This window comes from Alkalibaculum bacchi (assembly GCF_937875145.1).
GTDB classification, from domain to species: domain Bacteria; phylum Bacillota; class Clostridia; order Eubacteriales; family Alkalibacteraceae; genus Alkalibaculum; species Alkalibaculum bacchi_A.
In genome coordinates, this window is sequence record NZ_CALNCS010000203.1 from 1 (window position 1) to 24,825 (window position 24,825).

At 35.1% G+C, this 24,825-nt stretch carries 23 protein-coding genes, 1 tRNA gene and 2 riboswitches; of the genes, 5 read left to right on the forward strand and 19 right to left on the reverse strand.

The window, feature by feature from the left end:
• Positions 1-308: 308 nt before the first annotated feature.
• Entirely contained in the window at positions 309-1,478 is a 1,170-nt protein-coding gene (locus tag Q7P22_RS11685; protein WP_303864353.1) for an NADP-dependent malic enzyme, read from the reverse strand.
• Between the two features lie 304 nt (positions 1,479-1,782).
• Positions 1,783-2,298: a folate family ECF transporter S component gene (locus Q7P22_RS11690; protein WP_303864355.1), complete on the reverse strand. Its 516-nt coding sequence runs from the start codon at positions 2,296-2,298 to the stop codon at positions 1,783-1,785.
• 59 nt (positions 2,299-2,357) lie between these two features.
• Positions 2,358-2,457: riboswitch (THF riboswitch) on the reverse strand.
• Between the two features lie 224 nt (positions 2,458-2,681).
• On the opposite strand from Q7P22_RS11690, the gene Q7P22_RS11695 reads away from it, so the two are divergent.
• Positions 2,682-2,948: a TIGR03905 family TSCPD domain-containing protein gene (locus Q7P22_RS11695; protein WP_303864357.1), complete on the forward strand. Its 267-nt coding sequence runs from the start codon at positions 2,682-2,684 to the stop codon at positions 2,946-2,948.
• Between the two features lie 326 nt (positions 2,949-3,274).
• On the opposite strand, the gene Q7P22_RS11700 is transcribed toward Q7P22_RS11695, so the two are convergent.
• Positions 3,275-3,350, reverse strand: a tRNA-Ala gene (locus Q7P22_RS11700).
• A 121-nt stretch (positions 3,351-3,471) separates the two neighbouring features.
• The gene (locus Q7P22_RS11705) at positions 3,472-4,266 is read right to left on the reverse strand and encodes an EcsC family protein (protein ID WP_303864359.1); all 795 of its coding nucleotides are present in this window, start codon (positions 4,264-4,266) and stop codon (positions 3,472-3,474) included.
• A 327-nt stretch (positions 4,267-4,593) separates the two neighbouring features.
• Here Q7P22_RS11705 and Q7P22_RS11710 point away from each other — a divergent pair, with 327 nt between their 5' ends.
• Genes Q7P22_RS11710 through Q7P22_RS11725 form a run of 4 tightly spaced genes read left to right on the forward strand, consistent with a single transcriptional unit; the run spans position 4,594 to position 8,860 of the window.
• Positions 4,594-5,520 carry an alpha/beta hydrolase gene (locus tag Q7P22_RS11710; RefSeq protein WP_303864361.1) on the forward strand — a complete coding sequence of 309 codons (927 nt, stop codon included), beginning with the start codon at positions 4,594-4,596 and terminating at the stop codon, positions 5,518-5,520.
• 9 nt (positions 5,521-5,529) lie between these two features.
• The gene (locus tag Q7P22_RS11715; RefSeq protein WP_303864364.1) at positions 5,530-6,810 is read left to right on the forward strand and encodes a hypothetical protein; all 1,281 of its coding nucleotides are present in this window, start codon (positions 5,530-5,532) and stop codon (positions 6,808-6,810) included.
• A 21-nt stretch (positions 6,811-6,831) separates the two neighbouring features.
• On the forward strand, positions 6,832-7,494 hold the full coding sequence (locus tag Q7P22_RS11720; protein WP_303864366.1) for a DUF6320 domain-containing protein: 663 nt from the start codon (positions 6,832-6,834) through the stop codon (positions 7,492-7,494).
• A gap of 52 nt (positions 7,495-7,546) precedes the next feature.
• A complete protein-coding gene (locus tag Q7P22_RS11725; RefSeq protein ID WP_303864368.1) occupies positions 7,547-8,860 on the forward strand; it encodes an MATE family efflux transporter in 1,314 nt (437 codons plus the stop codon).
• 3 nt (positions 8,861-8,863) lie between these two features.
• Here the strand turns inward: Q7P22_RS11725 and Q7P22_RS11730 are convergent, their stop codons facing one another.
• The 15 genes from Q7P22_RS11730 to Q7P22_RS11800 all read right to left on the reverse strand — a co-directional run.
• Positions 8,864-9,625 (reverse strand): energy-coupling factor transporter transmembrane protein EcfT, encoded by a 762-nt coding sequence (locus Q7P22_RS11730; RefSeq protein WP_303864370.1) that lies wholly within the window; start codon positions 9,623-9,625, stop codon positions 8,864-8,866.
• Complete coding sequence (locus tag Q7P22_RS11735) at positions 9,603-11,120, reverse strand: ABC transporter ATP-binding protein (protein WP_303864372.1); 1,518 nt, start codon at positions 11,118-11,120, stop codon at positions 9,603-9,605. Before Q7P22_RS11735 ends, Q7P22_RS11730 begins: the two co-directional genes overlap by 23 nt.
• A gap of 17 nt (positions 11,121-11,137) precedes the next feature.
• A complete protein-coding gene (locus tag Q7P22_RS11740) occupies positions 11,138-12,505 on the reverse strand; it encodes a UbiD family decarboxylase (RefSeq protein WP_303864374.1) in 1,368 nt (455 codons plus the stop codon).
• A gap of 10 nt (positions 12,506-12,515) precedes the next feature.
• Positions 12,516-13,079, reverse strand: a complete 564-nt coding sequence (locus Q7P22_RS11745; protein ID WP_303864376.1) for a hypothetical protein — start codon at positions 13,077-13,079, stop codon at positions 12,516-12,518.
• The gene (locus tag Q7P22_RS11750) at positions 13,080-14,813 is read right to left on the reverse strand and encodes a hydantoinase B/oxoprolinase family protein (protein ID WP_303864378.1); all 1,734 of its coding nucleotides are present in this window, start codon (positions 14,811-14,813) and stop codon (positions 13,080-13,082) included.
• Positions 14,810-16,876, reverse strand: a complete 2,067-nt coding sequence (locus Q7P22_RS11755) for a hydantoinase/oxoprolinase family protein (RefSeq protein ID WP_303864380.1) — start codon at positions 16,874-16,876, stop codon at positions 14,810-14,812. Before Q7P22_RS11755 ends, Q7P22_RS11750 begins: the two co-directional genes overlap by 4 nt.
• A gap of 165 nt (positions 16,877-17,041) precedes the next feature.
• A riboswitch (cobalamin riboswitch) is annotated at positions 17,042-17,231 on the reverse strand.
• A 105-nt stretch (positions 17,232-17,336) separates the two neighbouring features.
• Positions 17,337-17,834, reverse strand: coding sequence for a DUF6591 domain-containing protein (locus tag Q7P22_RS11760; protein WP_303864382.1), 498 nt, complete (start codon positions 17,832-17,834; stop codon positions 17,337-17,339).
• Between the two features lie 245 nt (positions 17,835-18,079).
• On the reverse strand, positions 18,080-19,498 hold the full coding sequence (locus Q7P22_RS11765; RefSeq protein WP_303864384.1) for a C40 family peptidase: 1,419 nt from the start codon (positions 19,496-19,498) through the stop codon (positions 18,080-18,082).
• A 218-nt stretch (positions 19,499-19,716) separates the two neighbouring features.
• Positions 19,717-19,866, reverse strand: a complete 150-nt coding sequence (locus Q7P22_RS11770; protein ID WP_303864386.1) for a hypothetical protein — start codon at positions 19,864-19,866, stop codon at positions 19,717-19,719.
• A 100-nt stretch (positions 19,867-19,966) separates the two neighbouring features.
• A complete protein-coding gene (locus tag Q7P22_RS11775) occupies positions 19,967-20,707 on the reverse strand; it encodes a hypothetical protein (RefSeq protein WP_303864388.1) in 741 nt (246 codons plus the stop codon).
• Positions 20,708-20,782: 75 nt separating this feature from the next.
• Complete coding sequence (locus tag Q7P22_RS11780; RefSeq protein WP_303864390.1) at positions 20,783-21,547, reverse strand: ABC transporter permease; 765 nt, start codon at positions 21,545-21,547, stop codon at positions 20,783-20,785.
• Between the two features lies 1 nt (position 21,548).
• Entirely contained in the window at positions 21,549-22,277 is a 729-nt protein-coding gene (locus Q7P22_RS11785) for an ABC transporter ATP-binding protein (protein WP_303864392.1), read from the reverse strand.
• Complete coding sequence (locus tag Q7P22_RS11790; protein ID WP_303864394.1) at positions 22,277-23,203, reverse strand: ABC transporter substrate-binding protein; 927 nt, start codon at positions 23,201-23,203, stop codon at positions 22,277-22,279. The genes Q7P22_RS11785 and Q7P22_RS11790 overlap by 1 nt, the downstream gene beginning before the upstream one ends.
• Positions 23,204-23,456: 253 nt before the next feature.
• Positions 23,457-24,143 carry a CDGSH iron-sulfur domain-containing protein gene (locus Q7P22_RS11795; protein ID WP_303864396.1) on the reverse strand — a complete coding sequence of 229 codons (687 nt, stop codon included), beginning with the start codon at positions 24,141-24,143 and terminating at the stop codon, positions 23,457-23,459.
• A gap of 94 nt (positions 24,144-24,237) precedes the next feature.
• Positions 24,238-24,825 (reverse strand): LysR substrate-binding domain-containing protein (locus Q7P22_RS11800; RefSeq protein WP_303864398.1); only part of this gene is annotated, 588 nt, incomplete at its 5' end.

Consider the following 24,825-nt stretch of genomic DNA (forward strand, 5'->3'; position numbering starts at 1 on the left):
TGCAACTAATTTGCTTGGGTTTGTGTGCACTATTCTATTTTCAAATACCTTAGAGTAATACTTTGCTTACTAAATTCTTTTTTAGCTTGTCTCAAGAGACAACTTTTATATCATACTTCTTTTCATTTCATTTGTCAACCACTTTTTTTGTTTTTCTTATAAAATCAACAATCTCTTTTTCTTTGAGATATTTTGTCGATTTTTGTGGCGACTTGTTTTATTATAGAGAGATCTCCCATTAATGTCAACTCTTTTTTTAAAAAATATAAAAAGCCCTATTGCGCCCTTTTATAGATACTTATTTCACTTTATATCCTATTTACTTTACTTGCAATAGCGGCTTCTTTTACCGCTGAGGCAATTTTATCTACTACTCTTTTATCAAAAGCATCAGGTATTACATAGTCTTCTCGCAACTCTTCTTCGCTAATTAAATCAGCTATAGCATAAGCTGCAGCCAATTTCATTTCTTCATTAATTTCTTTAGCCCTTACATCTAAAGCACCTCTAAAGATACCAGGGAAAGCCAGCACATTGTTTACTTGATTTGCAAAATCAGATCGTCCTGAACCAACTATTTTCGCTCCAGCTTTTAAGGCTAAATTAGGCATTATCTCAGGAGTAGGATTAGCCAATCCGAAAATAATAGCGTCTTTGTTCATAGATTGAACCATCTCTTCTGTTACAATATTAGCTATTGAAACACCTATAAATATATCCGCGCCCACTAATGCATCCTTTAATGAACCCTTTAACGATTTTTTATTCGTTACTTTTGCAATTTCAACTTTATACTTTACATCTGATGAGCCTTCAAATATGGTTCCTTTACTATCACACAAGATAATATTTTTTACACCCAAATTGAGAAGCATTTTAACAATAGCTACACCTGCTGCTCCCGCACCATTTACTACTACTTTAATGTCTTCTAACCTTTTTCGAACAATTTTTAGAGCATTAATGATACCCGCAGCTACCACAATGGCCGTACCGTGTTGATCATCATGAAAGACAGGTATATCTAATTCTTCTTTTAATCTATTTTCTATTTCAAAGCACCTTGGTGCGCTAATGTCTTCAAGATTAATACCTCCAAAAGTTGGAGCAATCCATTTTATAGCCTGAATGATTTCATCTACATTTTGAGTATTTAGACATATTGGAAAAGCATCTACATTGGCAAATTCTTTAAAAAGAATGGACTTTCCTTCCATAACTGGCATAGCCGCATCTGGTCCAATATTGCCAAGACCCAAAACAGCACTCCCATCGCTAACAACGGCTACTAAGTTTCCTTTTGATGTATAAGTATACGCACTCTCTTTATTGTCATGTATCTTTCGGCAAGGTTCTGCGACTCCAGGAGTATAAGCAATGCTTAAATCTTCTCTATTTTGTACTGAAATCTTTGATACGACTTCAATTTTCCCTTTATGCTTTTCATGAACAGCGAGACTCTTTTGTGAATAATCCATTTTATTGCTCCTTTATTTTTATCTTCATTTCACTTATAAAATAACTATATCAACTTATTAGATATATTCCCTATAAGCATAGGTTATTTACTATGTGTTTATTTGTTTCAATTTTATATGATTATACCATAAACCTTTTATAGGAGAAAAAAAACAATAAGTTTCTCTTACTAAAAAATGATTCATTTGCTTATACTATTTATAGGTCATCTATTTTTCAAAATGGCTATTAAGTTAGATTGCACTCACGCTAGGCGCACTATAAAAAAAGAGCCTTGCAAAAGCAAAGCTCCTCATATTTTAGTTATACTGTTGCCGTTTTGATAATATTCAAACGGCTCACTACGTAGCGCCACATGATTTGGATTAATGAAACTTGAATTGGAATCATGATTAATGATTTTACAACTCGGGTTGGTAAAATAGCTAAATATGCATTTCCTGTTATCATCTTTATCCATAGAGTATCTAGTCCTAAATTAATGATTAAAGAAACAAATACTACTGCAAGAGTGATTCTAATAAATGTCTTTGGTTTATTATAAAGAAACAAACCATAAGCTGCACCTGTTAAAAAAGCAGTCAATGTGAAACCTGGAAAATACGCCCCACCTGACGGAAAAAGCATCATTCCAATAATGTCTGCTACTGCTGCAGCAACGCCTCCTAACAAAGGACCAAACATCATAGATGATATTGCTAAAGGTAAGAAAGCGAATCCAATTCTTACGATAGGTGTTTGTATCGACAAAAACCTAGTTAGTACAATTTGTAGCGCAATGAATAAAGCTAAGAAAACCAGTTTCCTCGTATCCTTCATATGAGCACCTCCTCTCTTATATGGCATTGTTACCACATTAGAGAAGAGAACTCTTCTGTGGCAGTGGATGCAGAAATAGTACCGCAAATCGTGATGATTTTTCGTCCGACGACAACTTCCCATTCTATCGGCACTTAACGCGCTATTTCCTACTCTGCTTATGTAAACGATTTTACATTCTCTTGCTGTAAGTCTACCATAAGTATGTACATATATCAATTGTATTTTTATTATTTTTTTATTTCATTTTACAATAAATCATTTTATTATTTAACAACTTTCCTCCACTATTTATGTTTTGAGTCATACATTCTCCTATTGATTATAGTTATATATAGATGATACAATTCAAAAGACAGAATTTTATATGAGAAGTGTTTTAAATGATTACATATCATACTAATGGAGTATGTTCTAGTGAAATTAATTTTGATATTAAGGACGGTTTAGTAAAAAATGTTCATTTCACTAATGGCTGTTCAGGAAATCTCCAAGCCATCAGCAAACTTGTTGAAGGAATGCCTGTAGAAGAAGTAATTAAAAAACTTAGAGGCATTGTATGTAGAAACAACACATCTTGCGCTGATCAATTGGTATCAGCTCTAGAAGAAGCTCTCAGCGAAAGATTGGCAGAAAAAGAAATAGGCTAGGCAATACACCTGGGGGCGCATTTGTTGTAGGTTCTAAGTAAAAATATAATGTGCACGCTTGTCAAGACACAAATTCAGATACTTTTAGTTATGACTTTTTTCTTGATTAAGCTACACGAGCAATAAAACCAAAGTAGATTTTTGCTGGTGTTTGTATTTGTTTCAAATTTATAGGAAAGAAGGTTTCCTCCCCTCTCCTCTAACCTTAAATCCTTGTCACTTACGTGTCACTTATAGACCAATTTTCTCGCTATTTTAGACAATTTTTCAAGAGTCAAAAAAGGCATAAAAAAAGCCTCAATTCCTTGAGACTTTTTGATTTCAGATGGTGGAGATAAGGGGATTCGAACCCCTGGCCTCTTGAATGCCATTCAAGCGCGCTCCCAACTGCGCCATACCCCCTTGTGACATATAAGATATTATTCACTATGCGAAATAACTTGTCTTACTTCTTATTTATTATAAATAAGAATATATCACATTTTCATTCAAACATCTATATAAAAATAATGTTTTATATATCTTAAGGTTTAATTTTACTCAATAGATACCTTTTCTTGTATTTAATGGAAGCGTATTTTCCTATTTTACTGACCATGCTATAATTGACTGCTCCTCCTATGACTCCTACAATTGGGATTCCTTGTATGAATTTAGCAGCTAATAGGGAATTTGATAGTAAATCTGAAGTTACTTTTATATATTCTTTCAGATCATCATTTAAAGAAGTTTTTTGATCAATCTCTTCACCTAACACATCAATCTTTTCATTATATTCTTTTTGCTCTTCTCCATACGTGATGGCTCCGCATATTAGAAGTAAAACATACTGCTTTTCTTTATCTTTCTCATAACCATATCCATAGCTAAGAGATACTTGATAAATGGTTCTCATAATCACGGATATAAACAACGGAATATCTGGCAAACCAATACCTAAGGCACCTAGTACTCCCCCTTCTACTATAGATAAGGTAGAATTAATTCTCTTAGAGCCGTTAGCTTCTTTATCCAGCTTTCGAATATATTTCTTGCTGAGACTTTTCTCTACTGCATAATTATTTAACTCGTGTTCTAATTGCATCTGATCTTTTTTATAAGTCTTTTCGATGTAGCCATTTCCCTTCACAAAGACTAATTGAAACCCTTTCATAAAAGCAGCATCAAGAGTTGTCTTTAAACCCTCTGGAATCTTCCCTTCAATTTTTTGCCTAATAGGGTTTATCTTAGATTGTATAAAGATGTTTTTTTCTTTACTTAAAAATTTATTTTCTTGCTTTTCGATCTGTTTTAATTGTTTTTTAATCAAAGAATCCATTTTGATACCTACCTTTTTTGGGGGTTGAAATGTTCACTTCAGAAACTCGCTTTGCGACTTTCTGAAGTCGCGCTACTCACTAAATAAAAGCTACGCTTTCATTTGCCTAGATATATGATTTCACATCCAAAACGGCAAGCCATTTGTCTGCCACATCATATATCTGCAGCGAAAGCTTAGCTTTCGCTACGTTCGTTGGTTACGCAAAATATTAATCCGTGCAAGTTTTCTATGAACAGTATATAATCTAATCATACTATAATTAATGTGTGAATAAAATTAAATTTTACAATAACAGCCACCCTATAGAGAAAGAGAGGCGCTATTATGAACCCCATAAAAAGGAAAGCTCTACAGCTTCTTTCCTTTTCTTCTATAAGCATCAAAAAAATTTATAAATTCCACAGAAAAGCACTCAACATTTTTAACCCTTATATTAAATCCCTTAAACCTCTGTACAATTTACTAGACTATAAAATTTTTATAGATGGCAGAGAGATCCCTGTTCGCGTTTTTAAACCAAGAAAACAAGAACACTCTAAAGTGTTAATTTTCTTCCACGGTGGTGGATGGGTGACTGGAAATATTGATTCTTACACTAATGTATGTGCTTATATGGCAAAACAGACAAAACACACTGTGGTTGCTGTGGATTACAGCTTAGCACCTGAACATCCCTTTCCTATTGGACTAGAAGATTGTTATGAAGCAACTAAAGTACTCTTTGAAAACCCTCATCTACTTCATTGCAAAACAAAGGATATTACTTTGATTGGTGATAGTGCAGGTGCGAATCTTGCTGCAGTTGTTTCCCTTATGGCAAAAGAGCGTGGTGAATTTAAGATTAACAAACAAATTTTAATATATCCCTCCACCTATTATGACCATAGTGAAAAAGCGCCCTTTCCTTCTATTGTTGAAAATGGGGAAAATTATATTATGACATCGAAACGTCTAGAGGATTACATGGATTTGTATGTTCCTGACAAGAAAAAAAGAAAAAATCCTTATGTAGCTCCTTTGATGGCTCAGGATTTAAAAGATCAGCCAAAGACTTTGATCATCACAGCAGAGTATGATCCACTACGAGATGAAGGAGAATCTTATGGTGCAAGGTTGATGGATTTTGGAAATAGTGTAAAAATATATCGCATGAAGGGTGCTTTACATGGTTTTTTTTCCTTGCCCTGGAAGTCAAAGTATGCAAAAAGATCCTATAAAATGATTAACTTATTTTTAAAAGACAAGAATTAGAAAGGAGAAATGAAATTGAAGCAGAGCAAAAGCGTGGAATGGACTAAATTAGATAATGCATCTAAGTATTTTCCTGCCACCGCAAATGAGCTAGATACTAAAGTATTTCGTTTATCCTGTGAACTTTATGAAATGATTGACCCTAACATATTACAGAAAGCATTAAACAAAACCATTGAAAGTTTTCCTTTTTTTAAATCTATTTTAAGAAGAGGTGTGTTCTGGTATTATTTTGAATCGAGCGATTTGATTCCTGAAGTCTCAGAGGAATCTCTTTCTATATGTGCACCAATCTATAATAAAAATACGAAAAACCTCTTGTTTCGCGTATTTTATTATCATAAGCGAATTAGCTTTGAAATCTTTCATGCCCTTTCTGATGGAAAAGGCGCTCTGCTCTTTTTACAGACCTTAGTATACCACTACTTGTTTTACCGCTATGAGGAGCAATTTAAGAATTATAAGCCCGCTCTAGACTACAATGCTTCTATTAAGAAGAAAATGGATGATAGTTTTAACAAACACTTTATAGGAGACAATGGGTTTACACGAAATGTAATAGACCATAATAAGAGGATAAAAGCTCACAAAATTCGCGGAAAAAGAACAGAAGAAAATAGAATGAAATTAATTGAGGGATCTATGTCTGTAAAGGCTGTATTAAGCGAAGTAAAAAAGGACAATACATCTTTAACAATTTATCTTGCTGCTTTATTCATCTATTCTATTTACAAAGAGATGAATGCTCTTGAACGAAGACGACCTATTGTTTTATCCGTCCCTATAAATTTAAGACAATTTTTTGAATCAGACACTGCAAGAAACTTCTTTAGCACCATAAATATAAGTTATCAATTTAGAAAAGAAGAAACAGAGCTAAAAGATATTATCGAAAGCATTACAGAATCTTTTCAAAAGGATTTGACTGTAGACAAAATCAACTACAAGATTAATCGCCTCATTTCTCTAGAAAAGAATCCATTTATGAGAATTATTCCACTGCCTATAAAAGACTACTCTATTCGCATAGCCAATAAATTGGTAGATCGAGGAATTACTGGGGCCATTTCTAATATTGGAAAAGTTCAAATGCCAGAAGAATTTGAGCCTTATATTCGCCAATTTACTGTTTGCACAAGCGCTAGAAGACCTCAAATTTGCATGTGCTCTTATGGGGATCAATTGGTCATAAGTTTTACATCTCCCTTTAAAGATACGGAAATTCAAAGGAGATTTTTTGAACATCTTTCCAATAAGGGTATTCAAATTGAAATTTCATCAAATATGTAAATTCTTGAAAGGAAGTTTTTTATGAAATACTGCTCCCATTGCAAAGTTTATATTCGGGGAGATAAACTACAGTGCACACTTTGTGAAAATTCCCTGCCAGATACCCATGAGGAAGAAGAAACGCTCTTTCCTACAATTTCACTGATTTTTGAAAGTCATTTAGCACTTCGTATTACTGCATTTATATCTATTGCCGCATTAGTGGTTAGTTTTGCATTAAAGGAGATTTTTCCGAGCAATATTAACTCACCCTTATTTGTTTTGCTTGCTCTTTTAACTATGTGGCTAAGCTTAATCGTCGTTATACGAAAAAGACATAATATTGCCAAGACTATTATGTGGCAAGTATCCTTATTGTCGATACTCTCTATACTTTGGGATTGGAGAATTGGTTGGAGAGGATGGTCCTTAGATTACATTCTCCCCATCAGCTATGTCTCCGCTATGTTTGTCATGTATATTACAGCTAAAATCATGCGTTTGAGTGTTAGAGACTATATCGTCTATTTGCTCTTAGATGCATTATTTGGAATTATACCGATTATATTTGTCCTATTTGATTGGATTACTGTATATTACCCTTCCATTATTTGCGTTGCTATAAGTATTATATTCTTAGCTGCAATCCTTATTTTTGAGGGGGAAAATATTAAAATTGAACTGGACAAGAGGATGCACATTTAAATCAACCAATTTATTAAAATAGAAACAAAGAAAAAAGATAGGATGACAACACATGAAATTTATTGATTTGACAGAAGGTAAGGTCACAAATGTTTTGACTAAATTAGCGCTACCTATAATGGGCAGTTCTTTACTGCAATTTACATACAATCTTTATGACATGCTTTTAGTAGGTGGTTTAGGTAGCGATGCTGTGGCCAGTATTGGCTCGGCAAGCTTTTATATTGGTCTAGGTTATTCCATCAACGCATTAGTCGTAATCGGCACGGGAATAAAGGTTTCACATGCATTAGGTGAAAAAGACGAAATAAAGGTAAGGCAATATATTAATACTGGTTTAGTCATTAATCTTGTTTTGGCTTTACTCTACGGTATTCTTTTAGTATTAGGGGGTACTTTACTAGTTGGATTTTTGAATATCAGTAATCCTATAGTAGAAGACTACGCTTATAAGTATCTCGCACTTCACGCCATAATACTATTTTTTAGTTTTTTTAATACCCTTTTTATACGACTTCTTAGCAGTTATGGAAACAACCAATTATCCTTAAAAATCAGCGTTATCGGCGTCATCGTAAATGGAATATTTGACCCCTTATTTATCTATGGTTTAAAACTTGGTGTAGTTGGTGCAGCTCTCGGCACATTAATTGCCAATGGAGTCATGTTTATTATATTTTTAGTTTATTCCAATGGAATCTTTAAATTCGAGCCAAAATACGGTGTCGCTTCGAATAAGGCAAAGAAAATCCTTGTTTTAGGCTTGCCAAATGCTTCTCAAAGGGTTCTATTCACTTTAATAAACATATTGCTCGCTAGACTCATTGCATCCTTTGGTTCAGATGCGATTGCCGCTCAAAAAATCGGCCTACAAATAGAGTCCGTTACCTATATGGTCACGGGTGGATTAAGTGGTGCTATGGCAGCTTTTACTGGGCAAAATTATGGTGCAAAAAAATACGACCGAATTTTAGAAGGATACAAATCAGCCGGTAAATTAAGCGTCTTTTACGCTGGTTTTATGACCTTATTGTTTTTGTTTTTCAATAGACCTATAATCCGACTATTTATCCGAGAAGCCAACACCATATCGATTACTTCATCCTACCTTATGATTCTCGCTTTTTCTCAAGTATTTAGCGCTATAGAGTCCATATCTAATGGCTTTTTTACCGGTTTAGGCAAACCTAAGATTTCCTCTAACATTAGCATTCTTTTTACCAGCTTGAGAATTCCTATGGCCTATTTTTTAGTAGGGTATTTTGGTTTAAGTGGAGTGTGGATGAGCATTTCACTTTCGAGTATTTTGAAAGGTACCACAGCCTATACCGTTTATCGCATTGCTCGAAAAAAAATTAAAACCTGAAACTTAAAGAATTTGAAGGGCAAACAAAGAGCCAAAATACATTACCATGATACATAACGCTATATAATCCACCGTCTTAAATGAAATGCTCCCTAAAAAAGTGCGCGTTGAATACCTCGTATATCCTTTTAACTCCATAGCAAGGGCTACTTCTTTTGTCCTTTTTAGGGAGCGAAGGATTAGTGGCATAATCACAGGAAATAATCCCTTGACCTTTTGAAAAATAGTGCTCAATTCTAATCCCCTCGATTGTTGACTTTCGTATATTTCTTTAAGATCTTTTTCAATTACTGGCAGAAAATACAGTGTCATCCCTGTTAATATAGCGTATTTGTGAGGAAGTCCTAATTTGACCGTGAGAAGAGTCAATTCTTGAGGGGAAGTCCACATTAAAAATTGTAGAAAAGAAAAAGCCAAACAAATCAATCGAAGAATTCCATTTAACCCTATGAAAACACCGCCTAAATAGAAAGGAAAGGGGCCTATTTGAAAGAGCACTCTCCCTTCATGAATTAAAAGACCCTCTAAGAGTATAAACTGTATCCCAATTACGGTCATGATTTTAAGCATAGGTAAATAAACTTTAAGATTAATTTTTGAAAGGTAAGTGGTTAGTAAAATAAGCATGAAACATATCACAAGAAATATGGTATCTGAAAACATAAGAACAAATACGAGATTAGCTACTAACCAAAGGAGTTTTACCCGTGGATCTAGTTTATGTATCCAAGAATCACCCTCATTATATCCCAACAATAGTTTCATACATTTCTTCTCCTTTTCCACCATCTTCACAAATATCTAAACCTAAATCGTACAATTCCTTTTTATATATAAAACATTCATTAGTCTGTATATCCAATTCAATATGTCCTTCTTTTAAAACTACCATTCTGCTAGAGTAATGAAGTGCCAATTCTAGATCATGGGAAATCATAATTACTGCAACGCCTTTTTGGGTCAATTGAAAGATCATCTCCATAACCTTCCAGCTTTGAGCAAAGCTCATTTGAGATGTAGGTTCATCAATAATTAAAATTTTCGGTTCATTGATTAAACTAGAAGCTAATGCCAACTTTTGCACATCTCCCTTAGACAATGTATAAGGATGGTCTTTCGCATATTGGCTTAAATTCATCTCATCTAATATCTTTTTGGTTCTGTCTACTATTTCGCCTTTAGGTAACTTTTGTACTCTTAATGCAAAAGAGACTTCTTCTTCTACAGAGTTGGTAAATAACTGGATTTGAGGATCTTGAAACAAGTAGCCCACTTTTTTAGACAATTGAGCTGTAGAATGTTCTCTTGTATTCATATTCTTCACCCATACTTTCCCCTTGCTGGGTTTATGCAGTCCATTAAAGTGTTTTGCTAATGTCGTTTTACCTGCTCCGTTTTTACCCATAAGTGATATAAATTCACCTGGATATACCTTTAAGTTGATGTTCTCAAGGCCAAACTCACCATTACCGTATTGAAAAGAAACATTTTCTACAGAAAGAACGGGATCTAAAGTATTAAACAGAGTCGTAACTTTTTGTGGTTTTACTGGCTTAATAAATTTAGGCAGTTTGTCTCTTCTCATAGGCCCATCGTAAAGAAGTTTTCCTTCATCAAGTACTAGTAGCCTATGGTCAACAGAAAAGTAATTCTCTACTTTATTGTCCACGATAATGACAATTTTGTTCTCCTTTTTAGCCATCTGACTCAATCTTTCATAAATATCTTTTCTGCCCTTTGGATCAATTTGAGTGACAGCTTCATCTAATATGAGAACTTTAGGATCTAAGGTGAGTACAGATGCCAATACAGCTCTTTGAGCTTCTCCCCCTGAAAGGGTATGGCTTTTTCTCTTTTCATAGCCCTTTAAACCTACAAAATCTAATGCTCTTTTAATTCTCCTCTTTACTTCTTCTTCCTCAAGAAGAAGGCTGCAGGGTCCAAATCCCAAATCCTCTTCTACCGTAAAGGAAAAGAGCTGGTTTTTGGGTTCATCTCGTACATATGCAATTTTACCTGCTACTTCTGGTAAATGTTCTTGGACAATTTTTTCTCCATCTAATTGAACAATGCCCTCCAAACTACAGTTGGTAAAGTTTGGAAGAACCCCAGCTATCACTTGACACAAGGTAGTCTTGCCAGAACATGGAGAACCAGTCAAAAAGACGAGCTCTCCATATTCAATATGAGTATTAATTTCTTCTAAACTCCATTTTTCCCCTTCAGGATAAGAAAGTGTTTTAATGTTTACCTCTAGCATTTTAATTCCCCCTAATGCTATTTGATCTTACCTAAGATTTCTCTAGCTTTTTTCATTGCTTCTGGGTGAAGTTTGATGCTCTCAGGAAAATTATCAAGAGGTTTTGTAGCATCGATTCCCATTTTTGCACTTCTACTGAGTTCATCTGTAGATGGATCTAACGTAACCCCCATAGCCATATGTTGTGGAATAATGTGTACATCCCTATCTGCCTGTACTCTCGTAGCAATGGCCCATAAAACTTGGGCTTCGTCCTGAACATCTACATCTTCATCTACCACCACCACATGTTTTAGATTAAAATCCATCCCTAACGCAGTCAAAATAGCTTGCATTGGTTGACCTTCTGCAATTTTTTTCATAGAGATATAACAATGAAACCACCCACAACCAGATACAGGCACATGTACATCTACGATATTCGGGATGTTTTCTTTTAATGCTTTTAATACATCCCCTTCTCTTTGCACGGCAATAACCGTATTGTGCTCTGCACACATTCCAGGTGTAATGGATTGATAAATGGCATTATTTCGATAGTAAATAGCTTTTGGCTTAAAGACATTTTCTGTACTTCTATGGCATGCATAATTCGTGAACTCTGCAAAGGGGCCCTCCGGCTCTCGTACTCCTGCAAGAATTTCTCCTTCAATGACGATTTCAGCATAGGCAGGCACCTCTACATTGATAGTGGTACATGGTGAAATCTCTAAAGGTTCTTGTATGAGTCCACCCATTCGAGGAAATTTACCTTGATCATAAGGAACTAAAGCCATAGATCCCATAGATATAGCAGGATGAACACCTAAAACCACAGCTGCCTCTAAATTTTTTTCCATTTCTTCAGCTCTTCTAAAGTACTCCCACAGCCTTTGACGAGAATGAAGACTTATCGCTAATTTATCTTTGCCCTTTAATTGCATTCTGTGATATCCACAGGTATCTGCCCCAGATACAGGATCTTTCGCCGTCACCAAACCTGCAGTAATATAAGGACCTGCGTCTACTGGAAAATGAGTCAATATAGGAAGTTTGGTTAAATCCAATTCTTCCCCTTGCAGACAATTTTCCTTAAAGGGTGCATTTTCAATGATTTCTGGCTCTATGCTATTTTTAATTCTCTCTGCTAGTACGCTATATAAGTCTTTTACCTCTACACCTAAAGATAGGGCAAGTCTCTCTCTTGTTCCAATCGTATTGGCTATGACAGAAAAATCAGAACCTGCTATTTTTTCAAAGTGAACTAATGGATAACGTTTTTGTCTTTCTAGTTCCATCATAATTCCTGTAGGTTCATATTCTCTATTTAACTCTTCTTTAATGGAAAGGACTCCCCCCCCTTGACCTTCGTACTCTTTTATAAATGCTCTCCAGTCTTGATTCATATTATCCTCCTTATTTTAGTACTCCAGATTTATGAATGCCATCATATACTTTTTTTGTAAGAATGGTGCCACCAACAACACCTACTAAAGTCGTAATCGTACTAGATACGAGTATGGCAGGAATAGGCACTGCAAGAACTACATACAAACCAATACCTACTACGATGTTTCCTAATACATTAGAAACGATTTGAGCCAATAAATGGTGTGACCATTTTTCCATAGAAAACTTCCAAGTAACAAGAGTGTAGCCAATAGAGGCCAATCCGTTAGATGGAATAAAGAAAATGGACAAAGGAGACAGACCAGACGCTACTGCAACTAATGCCTGCACTTCTACAGTAATAAGACCCGCTGGTTGTTTAAATAATAGGACTGTTAATCCTGTAAACATGGCCCAAGTTACTCCGCCAATAATCGTACTAGCTGGGTTAATTAAGGCGTCAATTCTATGTGCAATTTGTTGTACGAGAACAAAAACAATGCCCAAAATCACCGCACCAACAAGTGCCTTCGTGTCAAAGCGCAATTTCCTATTACTTTCTACCTTTTGTGTCATACTTAAATTATTCATTTACTTCCCCTCCATGTTTCTCGATTTTTTTGTGTTCTCTATATCTATTCCAGCGCGGGATAACACCACTCCATAATCCTTCTCTGCTTTTTCTTGACTGATATAACCGTTTATAAAATCTTCATATACTTTTTGTGGCTCTCTCTTATAAGGGTCACCCCAACCTCCTCCACCAGAAGAGATAATCCGTATGCTGTCTCCTGAGTCAATTCTGCGAGGTGCTGTTTTGCTTGATAAAATCTCTGAGCCATTTTGTTTCGTAGTGAGACAATTTTGGTTCACACTGCCCAGCTTTCCACCTTCTAATCCATATGGTGCTATTTTCATTCCATCTCCCCACATGACTATGCTTTGATCATGACCGTAGAATTGATACTCGTATTTGACTCCTGGAGCTCCTCGGTACTCTCCTGAGCCTGCAGTATCGGTGACTAGATGATGATTTAAAGTGAGAACTGGATACTGAATTTCATTGGATTCATTATTTGGCGCTTGAACACCACCGTAATTTGAAAAAGCAGCCATATAAGGATAACCATCTTGACCGTACTTTCCACCACCAGAACCTAAAGAGCAGAAAGTAAAACCTACGTAATACTTTTCATTTCTAGGGTCTGTCCCGTAGAAAGAAGGCCCTAAATAACGACCAAAACCTGCTGGGATTCTCTCAGGCACAGCTTTAGCACAAGCTTTAAGAATGGCAGCGATAATTTCACTTGCACAGTGTAAAGTAGACATAGTAACCGGTGCACCTTCATGAGGATTTACAACACTACCTTTTGGCGCAATAATCTTTATTGGTCTAAAGCCACCGCTATTTCGAGGGATTTCAGGAGAAAGAGCCCACAATAACCCAATATACGAGGCACACTTTGTAGTGACTAAACCACAGTTTACAAAACCTGTAACTTGTTCATCACTTCCTGTAAAGTCAATGAAAACTTCATCGCCTTTAAAAGTGACAGAGGCTTTAATTTTAATGGGCTCTTCTTGAAACCCATCATCGTCTAACCATTCTTCCCCAATATAGGTACCCTGAGGAAATTTTGCAATTTCACTTTTAGCTAATTCTTCTGCGCTTTGTAGGATGGAAACTAGCATTTCTTTGACTTTTTCTAAGCCGTATTTTTCAAGTAGTGAAATCAATCGATCCTTGCCTATTTTATTGGCTCCCATTTGAGCGAAAAAATCACTTCGCATCATATTAGGATTTCTCGTATTGTAGGTAATGAGATCTAACACTTCATAGATAATTCCATCTTTTGTAGCCATCTTTGTAGGAGGAATTCGAATCCCCTCTTGAAATATCTCTGTGGCTTTCGTATTATAACTGCCTGCCACAGAACCGCCAATATCTCCATGATGTGCACGACTTACGGTAAAGAATACTAACTCTTCTTTATAAAATACTGGAGTGATAATGCCGATATCTGGAAGATGATTTCCGCCCCAGTAAGGATCGTTAATGATGAATACATCCCCCTCTTTGATCTCTTCTCCATACTTTCCAATAATTGCTTGAACACTAAAAGCTCCTGCAGCAGCTAAAATAGGTATTCCATTTAATTGGGATATGAGATCTCCTTTGTGATTGGTAACGCCACAGGCAAAATCACAAGCTTCTGCAAAGATAGGAGATCGAGAAGATTTCTCTAGTGCTACCCCCATTTCTTTGGAAATCGTATCTAAACGATGTGAAATAACCGACTTTAGAATGACATCATCTATACTCATATATGGCTCCCCCTTTTTCTTAAAATAAAATCACCATATTTATTGAATCTCCCGTCAAAGCGAGGATTAATAAAAATACTTGTATAGTCCTTTTCAATTAATGCTGGACCTTCTATGATATGATTTTGTGAAAGCTCTTTTTCTTTGTAAACGGGAATCTCATTATATACGCCTTTCCCATCAAAGCATACCTTCCTATAGCTCGGTATTAATGGCTCTACAGAAGCTACGGGCCTTTCTATTTGAGATATTTGATTCAAAGACTCTTCCCACATCTCTAGTCGTATGCTAATTAAAGTGCACTCTTGATTTCTCTCTGAATAACCGTAACTTTTTTCGTGTAAATTGTGAAATTCGTCGAGAAGTTCTTTTATATTGTGCTCGTCTAATTTTTCCCCTTTGAAATGAACAGGCAATGTGTGATGTTGGTCTTCGTATCGTATTTCAAAGAGAAATTTGTACTTAAGATTTTCTACTAAAATGCCTTGAGCTTTTAGCTGAGAAGTCGCATCCTCTTTTAATCCCTTTAAAGTACTGTTGATTTCATCAAAATGTAGTTGAGCTAGTTGTTGAACGATGCTTTGTACCATATCTAATTTAATTTGAGATTCGAGCATTCCTTGAGCACAAAAGACTTCTCCATTAGCAGGAATAATCGCTATCTTAGAGCCCATTTCCTCTGCAATATTACAAGCAAAAATCGGAGATGCTCCTCCAACTGCACAGAGTGCAAAATCTCTTGGATCATGTCCTTTTTGAATGGTCATGAGATGAACCGCATCAACCATTTTAGCCAGTGCAATTTGATATATTCCGTAAGCTCCGTCTTCCACACTCATATGCAAAGGCTTAGCAATCTTGTCTTCAATCGCTTGAGCTGCAAGATCTTTTCTGATTTTCATCGTTCCGCCACCAAAATTTCCTTCTTCAATGAAGCCTAGAACTAAGGCTGCATCTGTAATTGTGGGTTCTTCGCCACCCCTATCATAGCAAGCAGGACCTGGATAAGATTCAGCAGACTGTGGTCCTACAGATAACATTGCACCTACACCTATACTAGCAATACTACCTCCGCCAATACCTACAGATTCGATATCAACCAGGGGTAAGTTTACTGGGTATCCTCCTACGACAGCTTCTGGCATAATCTTAATCTCGTAATCGCTTACTAAGCTTACATCAAAGCTGGTTCCTCCCATATCTACTAAGATGAGATTTGGTTCTAATACTTTCTCTCCTAATGCTTTTGCGCCACTGCTTCCTGCTGCCGGACCTGAAAACAATCCTTTTACACCAAAATCCTTAGCATAGGATATATGAGCTAAACCTCCATTGTTTTGAACTAATAGAATATCTGATTTAAGCCCGCGCTCCTTTAGAGCATGAGATAATTCATCAAGATAACGAGACACTAATGGAGTCAAATAAGCATTGAGCACAGTTGTTGAAACCCTTTCGTACTCTCCAAGCTTTGGCGATACTTCGCTTGATATCGATACAAATACATTGTCAAGTCTCTCTTCTATGTACTCTTTGATGGCTTTTTCATGGGAAGGATTCATGAAGGAGAAAAGGGTGCAAACAGCAACAGACTCTACTTTCTCTTTTTGCAACTTTTCTAGAATTTCTTCTACATCCTCTTGTACTAATTCTTGTAATACCTTTCCGCTATAATCTACTCTTTCCGATACTGGCAAGCGCAAATGGCGAGGAACTAAGACTTTAGGAATAGGCGAAAAGAAATCCCATTGATTTTCAAGTCTGGCCCGCCTCATTTCTAATGTATCCGTAAATCCCTTTGTAGAGATTAAAGCTGTCTTTACTCCTTTTCTTTGAAGCAAAGCATTAATTGCTACAGTATTTCCATGAACTAGCTTATGCGTTTTTGAAAGAAACTCTTCTAATTGCATATTGAAATCAGTAGCTAATTCTTCTAACCCCCTTAGTACTGTTTGTATGGGGTATTCTTTATTTGAAGGGATTTTGACTGTTTTAAACGTTTCATTTCCTATCGCGATAAAATCTGTAAAAGTTCCACCCATGTCGATTCCTATTTGAAACATCTTTACACTCCTTTCGGTACTTTATTGGATAAATTATTGTTGTAGACACTCGCAAAATGAAAGCGTAGCTTTCGCTTTGCTCGTTGTTTCACGCAAAAAAAGTTCTCAGCCAAATAAGGCTGAGAACTTTTCCATCATTCTCAAGTGTTTACTCTTTCCTAGAGAGTGCACAATTCATTAACAAGCAGGTCTCCTGACTAACGGATCAACGCTTTTTATCTCCCTTCCCATTTCTTTAATAAGAAACAGTGGTTTATCGATAATTTGCTACTCGTATACAGTGGCGGGACCGTTCAGTACTTTCACCTGATTCCCTATTATCCTCTTAAGAGGCACTTGTTAAACTATTCTTTTCTTTCATTATAGCTCAGTAAATTGCAATTATCAAGGAGGAATTTGTATTAATAACAAAGAACTCTATAACTCTATAATAAAAAACAAATTAATATACCTTTTCTCTTTATTCTCCAGTGTTAACAAGAGAAATGTTTAACGTCTCATCTGCACCATAAATGATAGTAACACCGTAACCTTTATCATCTGATGCCCCATAGGTAATACCATCTTCTGTCTTCATATCATAGCTTTGATTTGTATAAATTTTCTTGATTTCATTGAAGTACTCATCAAAATCTTTTTTACTTGCTTCTTCTATACTAATAATCAAAGAATCACTTGCTTCCATTACTGAAACGATTTTGCCTCCTTTGAACTCAGGAATGTTTTTTGCCAATTCTGAGGTAGGCCAATCAGTAGATCCGAAAGTTGCTTCTTCTCCATCTTCGCCCTTGACCGTCACTTTATCGCCATCGATATCTACATCGCCACCTCCAGCTTTTTCAATTACTTTTTCTGCAACCGCTTCACTAGCCTTCTCCTCTAGTTTTTCTTTTGCCCCGCACCCTATTAGAGATACGGTTAACAATACTACTAAAATTAAAACGAGCTTCTTTTTCATATAATTCCCTCCAATTCTTATATTTTTCTATTTAATTATTATCAATTAAAACAAAAAACGCATTATCATTTATATTTTTATAAATTTATATTTTCATAGTTTTTTTCAATTTATAATTACTTATATTATACCATATAATTTACCAATAAATCACAAATTTACAAACAAATCTATGCTATAGAAAATGAAAGAATTCTTAATTTGAAAAAATAAAAAAACTGCAATCTGAGATTGCAGTTTTTTTATTAATATACTCTTCTTCCGCCTTGGAATCTTGATGACCAATAACCATCTAACGACGATATTTGAATCGATTTTCCTGGTCTTGGTGAGTGTATAAAGCTGTTACCACCAACGTAAATTCCTACATGCCCTGGAAAGACAACTATATCTCCTGGTCTTAGCTCTGATCTTGATACGTATCCACCTAGACCACCTTGTCCGCCACTAGTTCTAGGTATGCTAATTCCATACTGTCTATACACATAAGATGTAAAACCTGAACAGTCAAAACCTGATGGACTTGAACCTCCAGAGACATATGGTATTCCTATATAATGTTTCGCTGTAGCTACTATGGCTGATCCTAAATCTCCATTGTATGTAGGAGCGGCTTTGCCACTGCCTCTTGAACTTGTATTTGTACCTGTACTTGTACTTCTACTTGCTACTGCTCTTACCTTTGTTCCTACTAATACGATTTTGTTTACTGGTTCTTTTAGGGTTTCTTCTTTAATGATTTCTTCTTTTTCTACAATATCATTTATGTATGTAATAGATTTGGTAATTTCTTTTAATCCTGTTTCGCCTTTTTGTTCTATTTTTGTTTCTCCAATATACATGGATGAATCTTTTTTCTCTTCTACTTTAAAATCAATTTCTTTCGTCTCAACTTTCTTTACCGTAGCACTTACGTCGATAAATGATTCTTTAGAAGCTAAGTTAAGAGATTCTCCTGGCATTAAATTTTCAAGGTTTATGTTTGGATTGGCTTTTTCTAAATTATCAATTGGTGTATTTGTAGATCTAGAAATCGTCCATGCAGAATCACCTGAAGCAATTTTATAAGTCTTTGGTTGAGTTTGATTGACTTGGTAAAGAGCTTCTTCTTGTTTAAGTATATTCTCTACTAAAACGTCCTTTTCTACAACTTCAACCTTTTGATTAAAATCTACATTTACTAATTCTACATCTTTTTTCTTTAATTCTTCTACAAATGGCTTTTTAATACCTTCTAAGATATTTTGAACTTGTTCTTTTTCCTCTACAATCAACTTTTCCTCTCCGTCTACCATAAGTATAGCAGCGGGTTTGTAAACATCAATATTTTCATATATGCTTTTTTCTAGTTGTTTTTCGCTAAGAAGCTTGTCCTTCTCTACTCTCACTTTATTATACTGTATTTCTTCACTGTAATATGCTTTTTCTCCGTGGCTTTCATCTACTTTTTCTTGAACAGCTAATAAAGCATTTTCACCGTATTCCATTTCCTTTACGATACCTACCGATTCGTTGTTCAAGATTAACTCATAAGAGAAGCTACTTTCATAAGCATATATCCCTACTGCCGTTGCAACTGTGATAATGCCAGATGCTAGCAGAACTTTTTTCTTTAGATTGAGCTTGTTTATTTTTTCTTTCAGCCCTTTTGGTTGATTTTCCATGTAATTACACTCCATCAAATTTGCTATCCGTTGACACGTGATTTATGACTTTTTTATTGTAACATTAATTCATCTTTTTGACAAACATTTATTACATTTTTGTTACAATATTTTTTTATTAGCTATATCTCCATTACAAATCCTACTTTATTTAATATTATTTACAAAAAAACAGAATCTTCTATACTCCTAGAGATTCTGCTTTGTAATAAGTTTTTCTACTTCGTATTTTTTTCGTGCTTTCCGTCATGAGTGCCTCTTTTAATACCATTGGTTATCCCTACATCTTCATTATCTTTAGGCTCCATTTTTCTAAGTTCTGAATTGCTCTTTTCTCTATCCTTTTTTCTATTTTTGTTGTTATCCATCTTATTCCCTTCCTTATATCAATTTGTATTTATATTAGTTTTGGTCTTTAGGAATAATCTTATGCAGGATATTTGTGTATAGGTAGAGGCATTGATTGTTTTATTTAAGTAGGATTAATTGATTTAAGGGCACATAGTATTTTGTATATTTATTTCCTTCACGATCTATGTAGCAACCTTCCTTATTTTTTACCATAACCGTAGCTCGTTTATGTATTCCATTGATAAAACCTTCGAAAAATTCATTTTCGTATTGAAAGGAAACTTTATTTCCAATAGATAAGCCTAATTTTTCTTTAGCAATTTCTTGATTTGTAGGGAGTGCGTGATAACTGCTGCTATGATTAAATAAGTTTTTAGCTATTATCTTAAAGCGTTTTTTCTTACAACTCGATTGATGATACAGTATAAATTCAATAGCGTGACATATTTCATGCTCTAGAACTAGTTGTAATGCCTCTAGAGCATTGTGGGTTTCAATGCCAGAAACAAATTTTTCTTTATCACTTAATTCATAATAAAAGAAGAAATTAACACCAAAACGAAATTCAATGATTACATCTTTTGGTTTTAGAGCACTAATATTCTTTGGACACAAAGTAAGCCCGGCACTTTTACTCATACGCTTAGAAAGGGAAAAGCGAAAACCACCTTCATACTGATTAGAAAAATCATTACGAAAAAACACTCTGTCGTACAACTCAAACAACAGTTTTAAATCATCAGTAGAAATCATCTTAAAATTGCAGTCTTCAACACTTCCAGATAATTTTAAAAACTCTTCAAAAATTTGCGTTCTCTTCTGTACTATGGTTTCTGAGTTGTAGATATAATCAAACATTTTGTCTCACCTTAATGCAATAAAGAATGTATTGCATTACTTCCTTTCTACTGTATTAAAATAGGCTTCTTTAAGCTACCCATTCTTTTCTAAAAAGACCCATGGACACAGTTCTTTCTCTATAAAATCCAAAACTTTTAATAAAAGCAATCCTAATAAACTAAGCCCTACTATTCCCGAAAACATATCTAGGTAATCTACCATAATCCAAGCATTCATAATATAATATCCTATTCCATAAGTGGTGGCAAAATTTTCGGCAAAAAACAGGGTAGAAATACTAATTCCTAAAGTTATTCTAAGAGCTGATATTAGTTTTGGAAGAACTGCTGGTAATATTAAATGTTTATATACGCCTAGACCTGTGATACCTAGTGAAAAAATGGAGTAAAAGAGCTCCTTTTGAATTTCTTTCACCCCATCTCTTACAGATAAAAGAATCTGAAATACAATTATGGTAATCATGAGTACGATTTTAGAAAGATCTCCAATACCCATTAAAATCATAAATATAGGTAGGAATGCAACCTTAGGCAATGGATACAATAGATATATTACAGGAGAAATAAGTGTGTCTGCTTTTTTGTTTATACCGGTCCATAGCCCTAATGGAACTCCTATAAGTACAGATAGAAATATAGCAATAAAGATTCTATATAAACTAGCTATAAGGTGGACAGATAGCACTTGAGGAAATAAAATCACAAATTGCTTTACCGTTTCATAGGGACTAGGAACGATATTTGACTTAATGATAAAATGAAGTCCATACCAAATAGTACACACCATCAAAAGCCCATATAGGGTATTATCCTTTGTCTTTCGTTTTAATAAGCTCATCTTAATACCCCTCTTCTAACGCCTTTCTTACCTCTAAACATATACCGTAGTATTCCATCTTCCTACGGATTTTTGAGTCTCCAAAATAAGGATTTTCAATGACTTTCTTAATTTTTGATTTTTCCATAATGGCAATTTTCTGCCCGAGAAATACAGCTTCTTCAATACTATGAGTGATAAAGATCATGGTACTAGGTTTTTTATGGTACAGTTTTAGAAGTAAATTTTGAATATGTTCTTTGGTCATAGCATCTAACGCAGAGGTTGCTTCGTCCATTAAGAGTAAATCAGGTTTGGTCACTAAGGTTCTAGCAATGGTGACCCTTTGTTTTTGCCCGCCACTGAGCTGAGCTGGAAACTTGTCCTTTAATTCTAAAATATCTAGTTCCGTTAGAATTTTATCTACTTCTCTTTGGATTTCTTTCTTAGAAAGGTTACGAATGGTTAACCCTAGGGCCACATTGTCCTTTACCTTTTTCCAAGGCAGAAGCCCGTAATCTTGTAAAATAACACCTGTTTCTTTTCGACTTGCCATTATCTTATCTCCATTTACCCTGATTTCTCCTTGGCTTGTATGAAGAAGCCCTGCTAACAAATAAAGCAGGGTCGTCTTTCCACATCCTGAGGGCCCAATGATGGCACATGTAGCATTTTTATTTATGTGAAGACTAATATCCTTTAGGGCAGTATCCGCGCCATAAGAAAAACTTAAATCTTTAATATCTACCATTACTCCACAAAAGCCCTTTCAACGAGATCCTCTGGAGACACCTCCATGTCTTTTTTTAGTACTTCTTCTACCCACGTTATAATGTTTTTAAGATACTTTTCATCAGGTAACGAAGCTTTCGTATACGATGGAAGAATTATATCATCTTTGATAGCTTCATTTAAATCAAGCTTTTCAATCACTATATCCCTTGCTATCGTTTCATCAGCTTGTATATCTCCTACAGCTTTATTGTATCCTTCATAGAAAAGCTCTATTGCCTCAGCTTTTTCATCTAAAGCTTTTGTCGTGAACGCTAGTACATCAGGTGAGTACCCATCTTTCATTTCAAAGGTTTTCTTTTCTAGGCCATCTACAGCCCCCATAGAGGCCATTGGCTCTGGGAAAATGCCCATATCTACGTCACCACTTTTAACCATTTCTAGTCGAGCTGGTATTTCGTTAATAAATACTTTTTCAATATTGTGGTCCTCACCAAACCATTCATCGATTAAAAAGTTAGTCACGCTAACTTCCATCATAGTAGCCTTAATATCTTTCTTATCTCCATAATCAGATTTTACAAGTACTGGAAACATTCCTTGGGTCATAGATGTAGCTTTTAGTCCAAATCCACTATTTACATTAGTCGCTACAGCTATTAAATCCGTTATGGAACCATCTATTGTATTTGTCTGTAAGGCACTTTGTCTTTCTTGTCCATTGTTAAAGACTACAAGCTCTACATCTAAACCTAGTTTTTCAAAGTAGCCTTCCTTTTCTGCTATAAACATAGGCGCTGCATCTACAGCTGGCATTAAACCAATTGTTAAAGATAACTCTTTACTCGTATCTTCATTAGGTTTTTTCTCTGTTGTATTGCTACAACCTGATAAAAAAAGAATGCTTACTGTCAACATTCCCGCTAGTAATAATTTTTTATTCACAATAAGTCCTCCTTTACTTAAGCACTATTGTATTTTATAGCCAAATGCAGTTTTAAGCAAGAGAGTACCAATAATTACGTTTCTCCTCTTTATAACAAATAGCAATCAGCTATTTATAGTATCATAATAAATGTATTCCCTTTTGTATAAAGAGTAGACCATTTTTATAGTAAATTTTCAAATACATAAAAACAACCGAAGGATGTCTTCGGCTGCACTTATATGATTACCAATTTTTTGCTTTATAGAAATCTTATTCTTGATCTAAATACTTTGCACTTACATGAGTTGCATCACAGAAGGGTTTGTTACTTGATTCTCCACATCGGCATAGCATTACCCTATTTCTTGTTTCATACATTTCTCCATTAGAGGATTCAATTGGAATATTCCCCTTAACATAAATGCCACAGCTTACCCCTTTTTCAGGGTCTTGAAGAAACTCAATAGAGGGTTCATGTTCATCTTCATATGGTTTTCCCGACTTATCTAGAGCGACTAGTCTACCTGCTGGGCACTCAGATGCGCCTTTGATGGCTTGCTCCCGATATTCTGGAACATCAGATTTCTTTACTAATTGCCACACGCTGCCATCCTCTAAATGGCAAAAACGCCCTAATGCACACCTGCCATCATCCAGAAGATCAAGATCAGGCCCTTTCAGTAGTTCAGCCCTTTCTTCAAATTTCGCCTTAGATGCAGTTTCCGTCCCGTCAAACCCTTCTTTTACATGAGCACCATCACAAAATGGTGGGTTTTTTGATTTTCCGCATCGACATAATGCGTATTGTTCTTTAACTGGAAAAGTACCTCCCTCTTCGTATTCATAGGTTTTACCCTTCGGTACAATAACCTTTTCACATAAAGGCACCTTTCCTGTTACCATATATGGGCCATCCTTAAGTATTTTTATCTTTACGTTTTTATTATCTTTTGTCAAAATTGGTATCTCCTTTCATTCTTTAAGTAATTTTGGGTGTTAATTTATCTTCAATTATATGTAATATTTGAGAAGACTGCAAATTACTCTTTATTTAAGACGTTTCATTTATGAGCATTCCTGATTGAAATGTAGGATAATTCTGCAAATATTCATAATCATTTATAATATCTATTATACATCTTATTTTATCTGTCAATTCTTTGTCTTTATGGTAAACAACGCTAAAATATCTATTCCAGCCTTCGTTTGCGTTATGAATGACGTGAATCTTTGAGTCTTGTAATTCTTTCTGCACTAGACCGATGGATATAACAGCTAAACAATTGTTTTCTATAACTTCTTTTTTAATGGATTCTGGGCTATTTCCTTCAAAGACAGTTTTAATAGCTACTTTATTTTTTGTCATATACTCTTCAAATAATTCTCTAGTACCACTGCCCTTTTCCCTCATTGCAAAACTCTCATTTTCTAATTCCTTTAAGTTGATAACATCTTTTTTAGCAAATGGGTGTTGGTTACTGCATACTAGAACAAGGTAATCCTTAATTTTGGGGATACTGATTAAATGAGGACTTTTTATTTTGCCTTCAATGATTCCAATATCAATTTCTCCATTTAGTAGTTTTTCTTCAATGCGCTCTGTATTATTGGCATAGGAGTACACCTCTACCGTAGGTTT